Source organism: Bhargavaea cecembensis (assembly GCF_000826125.2).
GTDB lineage: Bacteria > Bacillota > Bacilli > Bacillales_A > Planococcaceae > Bhargavaea > Bhargavaea cecembensis_B.
Genome location: NZ_LN651372.1, coordinates 352,552 through 364,485, shown reverse-complemented (window position 1 = coordinate 364,485; position 11,934 = coordinate 352,552). Strand labels below are relative to the sequence as shown.

The 11,934-nt window shown below is 60.4% G+C and carries 15 protein-coding genes and 1 riboswitch; of the genes, 12 read left to right on the top strand and 3 right to left on the bottom strand.

Features of this window, described 5'->3' with window-relative positions; genetic code table 11:
• The 5 genes from BN1189_RS04685 to BN1189_RS04665 all read left to right on the top strand — a co-directional run.
• On the top strand, positions 1–337 hold a 337-nt coding region (locus tag BN1189_RS04685; protein WP_143242252.1), incomplete at its 5' end, for an FAD-binding protein.
• Positions 338–359: 22 nt separating this feature from the next.
• Complete coding sequence (locus tag BN1189_RS04680) at positions 360–914, top strand: NADPH-dependent FMN reductase (RefSeq protein WP_040226016.1); 555 nt, start codon at positions 360–362, stop codon at positions 912–914.
• A gap of 296 nt (positions 915–1,210) precedes the next feature.
• The gene (gene abc-f / locus BN1189_RS04675) at positions 1,211–2,899 is read left to right on the top strand and encodes a ribosomal protection-like ABC-F family protein (protein ID WP_040226014.1); all 1,689 of its coding nucleotides are present in this window, start codon (positions 1,211–1,213) and stop codon (positions 2,897–2,899) included.
• 300 nt (positions 2,900–3,199) lie between these two features.
• Entirely contained in the window at positions 3,200–3,742 is a 543-nt protein-coding gene (gene ahpA, locus BN1189_RS04670; RefSeq protein ID WP_040226012.1) for a biofilm-specific peroxidase AhpA, read from the top strand.
• 81 nt (positions 3,743–3,823) lie between these two features.
• Positions 3,824–4,285, top strand: a complete 462-nt coding sequence (locus BN1189_RS04665; protein ID WP_040226009.1) for a redoxin domain-containing protein — start codon at positions 3,824–3,826, stop codon at positions 4,283–4,285.
• A gap of 321 nt (positions 4,286–4,606) precedes the next feature.
• Here BN1189_RS04665 and BN1189_RS04655 read toward each other — a convergent pair whose 3' ends face one another.
• Positions 4,607–4,957, bottom strand: a complete 351-nt coding sequence (locus BN1189_RS04655) for a type II toxin-antitoxin system PemK/MazF family toxin (protein ID WP_040226007.1) — start codon at positions 4,955–4,957, stop codon at positions 4,607–4,609.
• Positions 4,954–5,187, bottom strand: a complete 234-nt coding sequence (locus BN1189_RS04650; protein WP_257125373.1) for an AbrB/MazE/SpoVT family DNA-binding domain-containing protein — start codon at positions 5,185–5,187, stop codon at positions 4,954–4,956. The genes BN1189_RS04655 and BN1189_RS04650 overlap by 4 nt, the downstream gene beginning before the upstream one ends.
• Positions 5,188–5,420: 233 nt before the next feature.
• On the opposite strand from BN1189_RS04650, the gene BN1189_RS04645 reads away from it, so the two are divergent.
• A complete protein-coding gene (locus tag BN1189_RS04645) occupies positions 5,421–7,085 on the top strand; it encodes an SWIM zinc finger family protein (RefSeq protein ID WP_040226004.1) in 1,665 nt (554 codons plus the stop codon).
• A gap of 39 nt (positions 7,086–7,124) precedes the next feature.
• On the opposite strand, the gene BN1189_RS04640 is transcribed toward BN1189_RS04645, so the two are convergent.
• On the bottom strand, positions 7,125–7,661 hold the full coding sequence (locus BN1189_RS04640; protein ID WP_306610693.1) for a hypothetical protein: 537 nt from the start codon (positions 7,659–7,661) through the stop codon (positions 7,125–7,127).
• Between the two features lie 121 nt (positions 7,662–7,782).
• Positions 7,783–7,890: riboswitch (TPP riboswitch) on the top strand.
• Positions 7,891–7,982: 92 nt separating this feature from the next.
• Between BN1189_RS04640 and tenA the strand changes: the two genes are divergently transcribed.
• From tenA to BN1189_RS16745, 6 genes are all read left to right on the top strand, one after another.
• Complete coding sequence (gene tenA, locus BN1189_RS04635) at positions 7,983–8,666, top strand: thiaminase II (RefSeq protein WP_040225999.1); 684 nt, start codon at positions 7,983–7,985, stop codon at positions 8,664–8,666.
• Entirely contained in the window at positions 8,663–9,460 is a 798-nt protein-coding gene (gene thiM, locus BN1189_RS04630; RefSeq protein ID WP_040225997.1) for a hydroxyethylthiazole kinase, read from the top strand. The genes tenA and thiM overlap by 4 nt, the downstream gene beginning before the upstream one ends.
• Entirely contained in the window at positions 9,457–10,293 is an 837-nt protein-coding gene (gene thiD, locus BN1189_RS04625) for a bifunctional hydroxymethylpyrimidine kinase/phosphomethylpyrimidine kinase (protein WP_040225995.1), read from the top strand. The genes thiM and thiD overlap by 4 nt, the downstream gene beginning before the upstream one ends.
• Positions 10,294–10,315: 22 nt before the next feature.
• A complete protein-coding gene (gene thiE / locus BN1189_RS04620; RefSeq protein WP_052455634.1) occupies positions 10,316–10,948 on the top strand; it encodes a thiamine phosphate synthase in 633 nt (210 codons plus the stop codon).
• Positions 10,945–11,451, top strand: coding sequence for an energy coupling factor transporter S component ThiW (thiW, locus tag BN1189_RS04615; protein WP_257125372.1), 507 nt, complete (start codon positions 10,945–10,947; stop codon positions 11,449–11,451). Before thiE ends, thiW begins: the two co-directional genes overlap by 4 nt.
• Positions 11,452–11,777: 326 nt before the next feature.
• A partial coding sequence (locus BN1189_RS16745; RefSeq protein ID WP_179860908.1) for a GrpB family protein occupies positions 11,778–11,934 on the top strand: 157 nt, incomplete at its 3' end.

The following is an 11,934-nucleotide window of genomic DNA, read 5'->3' as shown; positions in this document are numbered from 1 at the left end:
CGCACAGGTGACGGCCATCCGAGGCGCCCGGCATTCGGTCGGGGACCGGCTCATCCGGGTCGCCCCGCCGCATCAGATCCTTGACCCGGACGCCGGCCCGCTCATCGCCGTCCGGCTGAACATCGTCAGCCGGAAAACGCTCGGCGGCCTGCAGACGAACCTCGACGGACAGGTGCTCGGCATGGACGGGCAGCCGGTCCCGGGCCTGTATGCCGCAGGCGAGGCATCCGGCTTCGGGGGCGGGGGCGTCCACGGCTACCGTTCGCTCGAAGGCACCTTCCTCGGCGGCTGCCTGTTCTCCGGACGCCAGGCGGGACGGGCGCTGGCAAAGAAATGAATCCAATCAAGGAGGCGGTTTCATGAACATGCTCGCCATTGTCGGCAGCCTGAGAAAGAATTCGTATAACCTGCGGCTCGCGAAGACGATCCGGGAGCGATTCGGCGGGGAATTCGATCTCCGCATCGCCGACATCGGCTCGCTTCCCCATTTCAATGAAGACCTGGAAGACGGTCCGCCGGAGTCCGTCCGGACGTTCCGGCGGGAGATCGCCGCGGCGGACGGCGTGTTCATCATCACGCCGGAGTACAACTGGTCGGTCCCCGGAGTCCTGAAAAACGCGCTCGACTGGGCTTCGCGCGATGACCGGCCGCTCGACGGCAAGCCGGTCATGGTGATGGGCGCCTCGAACGGCGTCATCGGCACATTGCGCTGCCAGCTCCATCTGCGCCAGGTCCTGTCCTCCGGCGGGATTCAGGCCGACGTGCTTCCCCCCGCGGGCAATGAAGTGCTCATCCGCTCGGCGGGGAATAAATTCAACGGCGAGGACGGCCTGCTGACGGATGAAAAAAGCCTGAAATCCCTCGACCGGAAAATCGGAAATTTTCTCGGTGAAATCCGGAAGAGAGAGGCATGATCTCCATCATCGGCGGGTGGACCCGGGCAGATGTCTATGTTAAGATCTAATTAATCTGACAACGGAAAGGACTGACGGGTGGACGATGGACAAATGACGGAAACTCCAGCGCAAATCGAATGCAGCTTTCGATCGGCAACGGGATCCGTCTGTCCATTTTTCCATCCGTCTTCCTGATGTCGCCTGCGGGCGGCTTATTCGGCGACGGCCAGGAACGGGCGTCGCGGCGGTTCCCTCCGGTCTTTCAAAGACGGAGGGTTTTTTTGATTGCCCTCCAAAACAGGAGGAGAGGTCCTATGCAATTGGGTGAACTGGATAAAGTAAAGGCAGCCTACGGGGAAACGGTGATTTTTGAAGACGTCTCGGCGGATATCCCGGAAGGCGCCGTCATCGCGCTCGTCGGGCCGAACGGAGCGGGGAAGACGACGCTGCTCGAAATGATCGCGGGGAAGCGGGCGCCGTCCGAGGGCGGGGTGAAGTGGTTCGGCCGGCGCCCGTCGGTCACTTACTTCCGGCAGGAGCAGGAGCAGGCCGCGGAGCCGGAGGGCGAAATCGGAGCGGTCCTCGAAGAGCGAAGAAGGTGGGGCGTTTCGGAAAAAACGGCATACACTACCGCGAGCGGGGGCGAGCGGATGAAGCTGCGCCTCTCCGCCGCACTTGCCGAAAACAGCCGGCTCGTGCTGCTGGATGAGCCGACGAACCACCTCGACCGCGAGTCGCTCGGACGGCTGGCCGCTCTGATCCGGGAACAGGATGCGACGTTTCTGATCGTGTCGCACGACCGGCATTTCATTGACCGGGTGGCCGACCGGGTATGGGAACTCGATCACGGCCGGCTCACCGTCTATGACGGCCATTACACCGACTACCGGGAAAAGAAGGAAGCCGCCCGCGCCGCACAGCAGAAGCACTGGGAGCAACAGCAACGGAAAGTCGCCCGGGTCGAAGAACAGCTCGAGCAGCTGGCCCAGTGGTCCGACAAGGCACACCGCGAATCGACGAAAAAGGGCGGCCGTGCCATGGGCGCCAAAGAATACTACCGGATGAAGGCGAAAAAGAAAGACATCCAGATCCGGTCGAAGCGGCGACGGCTCGAGGCGGAACTCGAAAAGGACGGCGTCGAAAAGCCGGATGAAGAGCGGACGGTCGAATTTGAGGTGAAGGGCAGCCGGAAAAAAGGGAAACGCGTTTTCGAACTGAAAGACGTATCAAAGTCGTTCGGTGGGCACACCCTGTTCAAGGATGTCCATTTCACCGTGCAGGCGGGCGAGCGGCTCGGCCTCGTCGGCCCGAACGGCTCCGGAAAGTCGACGCTGTTCCGGATGCTCCTCGGGAAAGAGCCGTTCTCGGGCGAAATCTGGCGGACGGACGGGATGACGATCGGCTGGCTGAGCCAGTCGGTGCTCGACCTGCCCCTGGAGCGGACGGTCGAAGACTTTTTCCACACCGCTTCGTTTGATGAGCAGGGGAAACTCCGGACCGACCTTGCCAATCTCGGCTTCGCGGCGAAGCAGTGGAAGCTGCCGATCTCGGCCTTGAGCATGGGCGAGCGGCTGAAAGTGAAGCTCATGCAGTTCATCCTCGACGGGACGGATGTGCTGCTGCTGGATGAGCCGACGAACCACCTCGATCTGCCATCACGGGAAGAGATGGAACGGACGCTTGAAACATTCCCCGGCACGCTGCTGTTCGCCTCGCACGACCGGTATTTCATGGAACGGCTCGCCGGCGGGCTCCTCATCTTCGGCGGGGAGACGATCCGGAAAGTCCCGATGACCTTGCCGGAGTGGGAGAGGAAGCAGCAGGAGAGCGACCGGCGGGAAATGGAGAAAAAGAGCGAATCGGAGCGCCTGAGGCTGGAAACCGAACGGCAGGCCGTCCTCGGCCGGCTCAGCCTCCTGCAGCCCGGGACGCCGGAATACGTGAAACTCGACCGAAGTTTCATAGAGTTAACAGCACAGTTGAGGGAGCTCGGCGGTAATTGAGAAAGGCAGCCTCCGGGACGAGTAGATAGAATCGGGTCATGAATAGATAGAATCGGCCCATGAATAGATAGAACCGGCCCGTGAATAGATAGAACCAGCCCGTGAATAGATAGAATCAGACGGCGGATCGACCGGTCCCCATCTTGGGCAGGCCTCGTCCGGAAGCGGCTGTGACAATGCTGCCACATACTCGATAATGATTCTTATCTTCTAACCTGTACAATTTGATAAACGAGGATGGAAATGATATTCTAGTAGAGGTTGAACAATATCAGAAAACAAAGTGGAGGTTATGCAGCTATGGTAGAACGCATGGTTGGTAAACAGGCACCCCGTTTCGAAATGGAAGCGGTCCTTGCGAACAAAGAATTCGGCAAGGTGAGCCTCGAAGAGAACATGAAAAACGACAAGTGGACGGTCCTCTTCTTCTACCCGATGGACTTCACATTCGTCTGCCCGACGGAAATCACGGCGATGTCCGACCGTTATGACGAATTCGAAGATCTCGATGCAGAAGTGATCGGCGCTTCCACCGACACGATCCACACACACCTCGCCTGGATCAACACGGATCGCAAAGACAATGGTCTCGGCGACCTGAAATACCCGCTCGCAGCGGACACGAACCACGAAGTCGCACGCGAATACGGCGTCCTCATCGAAGAAGAAGGCGTCGCGCTCCGCGGTCTCTTCATCATCAACCCTGAAGGCGAACTCCAATACCAGACTGTCTTCCACAACAACATCGGCCGCGACGTCGATGAAACGCTCCGCGTCCTGCAGGCACTCCAGACAGGCGGCCTTTGCCCGGCCAACTGGCGCCCAGGTCAAGCAACACTCTGATCGCCCCCGAATGAAGGCGATCCACAATCCGATCCCCGGGACCCTGCCCGGGGATTTTTCAACCCAAGGAGGAGATTTTCGATGAAACTGCGTGCACAGATGCCGGAACTCGAAGGCGCCACAGCCTGGCTGAACGGCGAAAAGACGAAAGCGGACCTCGTCGGCGAGAAACCGACACTCATCCACTTCTGGTCCATCAGCTGCCACATGTGCAAGGAAGCCATGCCGGACGTCAACGCGTTCCGTGACAAATACAAGGACGACCTGAACGTGGTCGCCGTCCACATGCCCCGCTCCGAAGACGACACGAATCTTGATAAGATCAAGGAAGTCGCCGCCGAGCACGACATCACCCAGCCGATCTTCGTCGACAGCGAACTCAAGCTGAACGACGCCTTCGAAAACCAGTACGTCCCGGCATACTATGTGTTCGACAAAGACGGCCAGCTCCGCCATTTCCAGGCCGGCGGCAGCGGCATGAAAATGCTCGAAAAACGCGTCAACCGTGTACTGGACGAAATGAAGAAAAGCGAAGAAAACTGAGGAACCTGAAAAACCGGCCGTCTCCCTTTTGGGGGAATCGGCCGGTTTTTTTTTGCCGGAAAGGGTGAAACTAAAGCAGAAGCCCCCGAAACTAAAGGAGGAGCCGTTGAAACTAAAGCTAGACCCCGCGAAACTAAAGCAGGAGCCCCCGAATCTAAAGCTGGATGCAATAAAACTAAAGAAGGCAGGTCCACAACCGGCCGCCTCCAATCATTTCCGGTTTGCGTACCGGCAATTCGGGGAATTAACAGAACAAGGAAGACGATAGCCGAAAAAGACCATAAAAAAACAAGCCTCCTCGCGGTGATGGCGGCTTGCCCCCTATTTATGATCTCCCGGAAGCTCCAGGATCTTATGGATGAGTTTCATGCAGGTTTCCACAATCTCGATCGGCGCCTGGTCGACCGTCTGGCCTTTTCGTGAATCCCAGTCGAGGCTCTTGAACTGGTCGGCAAGGATGACGCCTTCGACGTTGAGCCCGGGCGGAAGTTCGACTTCGAACGGATAGCCCTTTTTATGGCTGGTGATCGGGCAGACGACTGCGAACCCGGTCACTTCATTGAAGTTGTCGGGCGACAGCACGATTCCCGGCCGGCGACCGGCCTGTTCATGACCGGACTGCGGGCTGAAGTCGAGCGTGACGAGGTCCCCGCATCTCGGTGTGGCGGTCAAAACAGCTCGTTCCCGACGACCGCGAGTTCAAGCTCCTCATGGCGGTTATCGGGCGTGATCATGGCCAGCAGTTCTTCCAATGTCGGTTCGGTCTCAATTGGTTTAACGAGCAATGCCTGATTGGATTCGATAGTCAAGGTGACCTCCGTCCCTTCTGTGAGATTGATCTGTTGTGCAAGAGCGGCAGGGATGCGCAGTCCTAAACTGTTGCCCCACTTCTGTATCTTCACAACAATCCCTCCTCGCGGTAAAGTTATTGTAACACAAACCCCGCCTCGATGTATAGCCTTTGTTTAAACATTGTGGGGGTTTTTCGGGAGGGAGCACGCTTTATGTCCGAGAAACGGAGAAATACAGAGAAATCACCCGGCCGCGAACCGATGATCAGTCGGAAACCGGGCTCTATTTTTGATTGCAAACTTTACAGGCAATACGAAACAAAGACGGGAAGGGGCCGCCGGCGATGAATCTTTCCCGTTTTGAATCCACAGTCAATGACAAGATCCTCCGGAGGGGACGGAATTACCACCGGGACGGACATGTCTCGGAGATCCTCCTGCAGGGGGACGGGAAGTACACGCTCACCGTCGATGGGACGCGCCGCTATTTCGTGACCGTCAACATCAGCCCGGACGGGGAGATCCTGGCCTCCGGCTGCACATGCCCGTACGATATGGGCCCGGTGTGCAAACATGAAGTGGCCGCTTATTTCGAACTCCGGGAAACGAACGCGCAAAAGGAGAACGCCGGTATCCCGCCGGCAAAGCCGTCCGGCATTCCGGACATCCTCGGGCGCCTTTCCAAAGAAGAGCTCGTCTCCGTCTTGGCCGAGTGGGCGGGCCGGGACGAAGAGCTGGCGCGGATGCTTGAAATGCGTTATGCAGAATCCGGTCCGGACGAGGTGCTCAGTCAATTCCAGGATGCCATCCGGGAAGTGGTCGACCGGCATTCGGACCGCTCGGGCTACATCGGCTACGAGGCCTCATTCGGCTTCGGCAATGAGCTGGGCCTGTTGCTGGACGAGGCGGAGAGCGCTGAGGATCCGCTGACCGGTCTCGACATGGCCTGGATGGTCCTGTCGACGGCCGTGGACGCTTTTGGATACACCGACGACTCCGCAGGCTCCGTCGGGGGCGCGGTTGATCTTGCGCTTGTCATGATCAATGACACGGTGGACGACTTCAGCCAAAATACTTTGGAACTGAAGGAAAAGATGGCAGACCGCCTGCTGGAATGGTCCCGTGACCCGCTGTTGGAGGAATGGACCGATTTCCGGGACCGGCTGCTCGGAACGGCGCTCATCCTGGCCGATGAAAAGGAAATCAGGAAAAAGATCGGCCGCCGCCTCGACGAACTCATCCGGCACGAAGAGGATGAGTTCGGGCTCGGCGACCCTATTCTGCTGAAGCTGGATCTGCTGAACCGATCCGGCGATGAAGCAGCGGCCGCCGCCCTGATCGAGGAGCATCTTCCGATCGAGGCCGTCCGCACGGTCGCAATCGAAGACGCCCGGATCTCGGGCGATTTCGAACGGATCATCCGGCTCGCGCTGGAAGGGGAGGAGCTCGCCCGTGAACAAAGCCTGCCCGGGTCCGTCAAAAAGTGGCAGGAACACCGGCTGCAGGCCTACCGTGAACTCGGCATGGAAGCCCAGGCGGAAATGCTCGCCTGGAGTCTTCTCATGGACGGCGACATCCGCCTGTACAACGATTTCCTGAAAGACTTGCATAGCGGCAGCCCCGATTTTTACGAAGAAGTGAAGCACGGACTGAAAACCGGCGGCCGGCGGGCGGAAAAAGCGTATATGACGCTCATCGAACAAGAGCGGGATCTTCCGGAACTGTTGGACGCCGTGAGGACGAATCCGGGCACCATCGAACACTACGCCGAATTGTTGATCGAGGAGTATCCCGGGGAAGTGATCTCGATCTACAGCGCGGAAATCCTCGGCGGAGCTCCGCACTCCAACAACCGCGGTGCCTACCGCCGCCTCTGTGAAGAGCTCGACCGGTTCGGAAAGACGGTCGGGAGAGGCCATCAGCTGACCGTGATGAATAAACTGCGAAAGGACTACCCGAGGCGCCGGGCAATGCTTGAGGAGCTGGACAGGCTGGAAATAAGGATCTGAGCAACGGAACGGGCGGCCTGCCCATGAGGAGGCCGCCCGTTATTTTCTCGGCCAGATGAAGTAAGACAAGGAGATGGCGAGATCGATCCCGACGACGAGCGACCAGACTTTCAGGATGTCCCCGAGCACTTCCGTCCGCCCGGGATCATCGACAAGGACGATCATCAACAGCAAGTAACCGCCGCCAAGCGCCCATGCCACCACATGCAGAAGGCTCCCTTTCAGCGAATCCCGGGCATGCGCCCAGCCGCGGAGCTTGGCCGGCCTGGGCCCTTCTTTCAGGATATAGTACCTGAACCGCTCATCCGCCCACCGGACCATCCTCTGTCCGTAGATGAGCGACACGCCGAGGTAAATGGCGGCGATTCCGTGGGCCGGGGAGGCCGTGGCCCCGTTCATCAGATCGAAAGTCGTGGCGATCAACAGAATCAGGTCGAGGACGGGCGTCATGGCAAGCAGAACAAGCCCCGTCTTTTCTTTTCTCAGCAGGTAGCGCGTGACGAGCCCCGCGACGATGAACACCCAAAATCCGATTTCCGCACCGACGATCAGCCAGGCAATCAAAGACAACGGCATTCCTCCTAATAGACATGTACGAATATTATAACACCGGGAAATGGCGAGAACGACCGTCTTTCCCGGACAAGGCTTGCAATAATCCCTGCCCATGTTATGATAAAGCTGAAAATTGAATACGAATCGCCACTGGGGGAGCCTGTAGAAAGGCTGAGACGTGCATGCGCTGCGCGGACCCTTGGAACCTGATCCGGATCATACCGGCGTAGGGAAGTGGGCCGACCTTGCTTAGCCATGTCTAAAAATTCCGGGCCGCTTCCTGACGTTTGATCAGGTTGCGGCTTTTTCGTATTCGCCAAAATCGAAAGGGGAGTGCGGAAAATGGGATTTTGCAAAAGGGTGAGACAGGAATGCGACGGGATCTGGGAGGCGAGCTTCAATCATCCGTTCATCAAGGCGCTGGCCGACGGGACGCTCGATGAAGAAGTGTTCCGCTTCTACGTGCTGCAGGATGCGTACTACTTGAGCCACTTCGCGAAAGTGCAGGCGATCGGCGCCGTCCAGGCGAAGGACCTGGAAACGACGCAGCGGTTCGCGAAGCATGCCGAGGAGACATGCAAATCCGAAATGGCCCTTCACGAAGAATTCTTCGGCCTGCTCGGCGTCACGCCGGAAGAGCACGCGGCCTTCAAGCCGGCGCCGAATGCATACAACTACACCTCGCATATGTACCGGGCGGCCTTCACCGGCGACCTCGCCGACACGCTCGCGGCGCTGCTGCCGTGCTACTGGCTCTACTGGGAAATCGGGGAGCGGCTGAAGGACGCGAAGCCGGGCCACCCGGTCTACGACAAGTGGATCGCGACATACGGCTCCGAATGGTTCGGCGAACTCGTCAACGAACAGATCGAACGCATGGACCGGCTTGCGGAAGAACTGCCGGAAGAGCGTCTGCAGGAACTCGCCGAGCATTTCCGCAAAAGCAGCATCTACGAACTGAAATTCTGGGAGATGGCGTGGACGCTCGAAAAGTGGGAGGCCGCGGTGCAGGAGGCGGTCCGATGAACGGCGACCGGCTTCTGGAGCGGCTCCGGGCGGAACGGCCGCTCATCCACTGCATCACGAACATCGTCGTCGCGAACTTCCAGGCGAACGGCCTGCTCGCGCTCGGCGCATCGCCCGTCATGGCCGACGCCCCTGAAGAAGCCGGCGAGATGTCGGCTGCCGCTTCCTGCACCGTGCTGAACATTGGCACGCTCCGCGCAGACAGCCTGCTCGCGATGGAACTGGCGGGACGGTCGGCGGCCGGAGCGGGCCATCCGGTTGTCCTGGACCCGGTCGGCGCCGGTGCCACGGCCTTCAGGAAGGAAGCCGTGCAGCGGATCCTCGGAAACGTCGATGTGAAGCTCATCCGGTGCAACGCCGGCGAACTCGCGGCGATTGCGGGGGAAGAGTGGCAGGCATCGGGCGTCGATGCAGGGGACGGGGAGATGGATATCCCCCGTGTCGCAGAAAAGGTCGCTATTGAGAAAGGCTGCCTCGTCGCGGTCACCGGGGAGACGGATGTCCTGACCGACGGCCGGGAGACGGTTTTCATTTCCGGCGGGCATCCGCTCCTTTCGAAGGTGACGGGGGCAGGGTGTCTCCTGAGCGCCGTCTGCGGGGCATTCCTTGCAGCCGGCCCGGAAGATCCGTTCCGCGCGGCCGAGACCGCGCTCCGTTTCTACAAGCGGGCCGGCGAGCGGGCGGCGGGCGGCGCGGAAGGCCCGGGCAGCTTCCAGTCCGCGTTCCTCGACGCGCTTTACCGGCTTGATCAAGTGACGGAGAAGACCACAGAAAAACGGGAGGTGGAGACATGACACATGTCGCTTTGACGATCGCCGGTTCCGATTCCGGAGGGGGAGCGGGCATCCAGGCGGATTTGAAGACGTTCCAGGAACTCGGTGTGTTCGGCACATCCGCGCTCACGGCGGTCACCGCCCAGAACACGCTCGGCGTCCACGGCGTCTGGCCGCTGGACCCCGGCGCGGTCACCGCCCAGATCGATGCGGTGTTTTCCGACTTCCGGGTGTCTGCGGTGAAGACGGGCATGCTGTTTTCCGCCGAGATCATCCGCGCGGTGGCGGAGTCGCTCGAACGCGCAGGGCGGCCCGCGCTCGTCGTCGATCCGGTCATGATCGCGAAAGGCGGTGCGCATTTATTGCAGGAAGAGGCGGCGGATGCACTTGTCCGGGAACTGATCCCGCTTGCGGCCGTCGTCACGCCGAACCTGCCGGAAGCAGAAGTGCTCGCCGGCATGGAAATCCATGGCGAAGCCGACATGGAAAAGGCCGGCCGCCGGCTGATCGGCATGGGTGCCCGCGCCGTCATCGTGAAGGGCGGACACCGGACGGATGAACACCGGGCGTCCGATCTGTTCGTGGATGCGGACGGCAACCGGCTCGTTCTTTCGAGCGAACGCATCCAAACAGAAGATACGCACGGAACCGGCTGTACATTCTCCGCGGCGCTCGCCGCATTCCTTGCGGCGGGTCATCCGTTGCCGGAAGCGGCCGCCGGTGCGAAAAAATTCATCCAGGCGGCGATCTCCGACGGTCTCGGCCTCGGGGCGGGCCACGGGCCGACGAACCACTGGGCATTCCACCGCCAGGGCGGCATGACGATGAAAGGGGCGGTTACCGTTGAATCGTGAAAGTCTCGCTCTGTACTTCATCATGGGAAGCCGGAATGCGGCCGGCCGTGATCCGCTCCAAGTGCTTGAGGCGGCTCTCCGCGGCGGGGTGACGTGCTTCCAGCTGCGTGAAAAAGGGAAGGGAAGGCTTGTAGGGGAGGAACTGCATGCATTCGGCGCCGCATGCCGGGACCTCTGCCGCTCTCACGGCGTCCCGTTCATCGTCAACGATGACGCCGGGCTTGCGGTATCGCTCGGAGCGGACGGCCTGCATATCGGCCAGGAAGACGGGGATATCAGGGAGGTTCGGGAGCGGATCGGCGGCGATATGACACTCGGCGTGTCCGCCCATGACCCGGAGGAGGCCCGTGCAGCCGTGCAGGCCGGGGCCGACTACATCGGCATGGGCCCCGTCTATGCGACTTCTTCCAAACCGGATGCCCGTCCGGTTGCCGGAACGGAGCCGATCCGCGCCGCGCGCCGGGAACACCCGGAACTCCCGATCGTCGGGATCGGCGGCATCGGGGCGGCCAATGCGGCGCCGGTCATCCGTTCGGGAGCCGACGGCGTGTCGCTCATCACCGCCATCTCGCATGCCCCCGATCCGGAGCGGGCGGCGCATGATCTCCGGCGGACGGTGGATGCCACACTCATTGAAAGCGGGGCGATCCGGTGAACGGGAAAACGAGAACCCTCATGCTCATGGCGATGTTCACCGCCATCGCCGTCGCCGGATCCGTCTTCGTTTCATTCCCGGCGGGCGTGGCGCGGGCCTATCCGGTCCAGCACGCGGTGAATGTGATCGCCGCCGTCCTGCTCGGGCCGGGGCCCGCCGTCGGCATCGCCTTCCTCACGGCGCTCGTCCGGATCCTCACCGGCACCGGCTCGCTGCTCGCCTTTCCCGGCGGCATGATCGGTGCCCTGCTGGCCGGGCTGCTGTACCGGAAAACCGGCCGCGCCTGGACGGCCGCCGCCGGGGAAATGACCGGAACGGGCGTGATCGCCTCGCTCGTCGCGGCCCCGTATGCGAACCTCTTGATGGGCGCCTCGGCCGGCGCGCTCTTCTTCCTGCCGGCGTTCCTCGTCTCAAGCGTAAGCGGCGCCCTGATCGGCCTTGTGATCGCCCTGCGGCTGGAGACGGGAACAACGCTGAACATGCGGTCGCATCAATCGGGATGACGCGCCCGAAGATTCGTGACGCAAGACACGGGCGTGGAGCGTTGTGTATCTGAGGCGAAACGTTGCGTATCTTTGGCAAAGCGTTGTGTATCTAAGGGGAAACGTTGCGCATCTTTGGCAAAGCGTTGTGTATCTGAGGCGAAACGTTGCTTATCTGAGACAAAACATTGTATTTCCAAGCAGAAACGTTGAATATCTGTAAACGAAAAAAGCGGAGGCACCGGCCCCCGCTTTTCTGATTTTATTATACCATAGAACAGAAAGAAAGTTCAGTCTATTTTTATTTGTCCCCTTCCTCTAGAGTGAAGAGCAGGAGGGGATTCAGTATGGAAGGATTGCCGAAGGGGAAAGTATTTCTCGTGCCGGATGACGGATGGTGGGCAGATTCATACCGGCAGGAGGCGGAATTGCTCGGCCGGCTGCTCGGGCCGGACGTTCGCGGGATCGAGCATATCGGAAGCACGGCGGTACCGGGCATCCGGG

Coding starts and splice junctions, on each gene's coding strand:
- ahpA (WP_040226012.1), top strand. CDS start 3,200: ATGGTAGAACGCATGGTTGGTAAACAGGCACCCCGTTTCGAAATGGAA.
- BN1189_RS04645 (WP_040226004.1), top strand. CDS start 5,421: ATGAATCTTTCCCGTTTTGAATCCACAGTCAATGACAAGATCCTCCGG.
- BN1189_RS04680 (WP_040226016.1), top strand. CDS start 360: ATGAACATGCTCGCCATTGTCGGCAGCCTGAGAAAGAATTCGTATAAC.
- abc-f (WP_040226014.1), top strand. CDS start 1,211: ATGCAATTGGGTGAACTGGATAAAGTAAAGGCAGCCTACGGGGAAACG.
- BN1189_RS04640 (WP_306610693.1), bottom strand. CDS start 7,661: ATGCCGTTGTCTTTGATTGCCTGGCTGATCGTCGGTGCGGAAATCGGA.
- BN1189_RS04665 (WP_040226009.1), top strand. CDS start 3,824: ATGAAACTGCGTGCACAGATGCCGGAACTCGAAGGCGCCACAGCCTGG.
- tenA (WP_040225999.1), top strand. CDS start 7,983: ATGGGATTTTGCAAAAGGGTGAGACAGGAATGCGACGGGATCTGGGAG.
- thiE (WP_052455634.1), top strand. CDS start 10,316: ATGGGAAGCCGGAATGCGGCCGGCCGTGATCCGCTCCAAGTGCTTGAG.
- thiD (WP_040225995.1), top strand. CDS start 9,457: ATGACACATGTCGCTTTGACGATCGCCGGTTCCGATTCCGGAGGGGGA.
- thiM (WP_040225997.1), top strand. CDS start 8,663: ATGAACGGCGACCGGCTTCTGGAGCGGCTCCGGGCGGAACGGCCGCTC.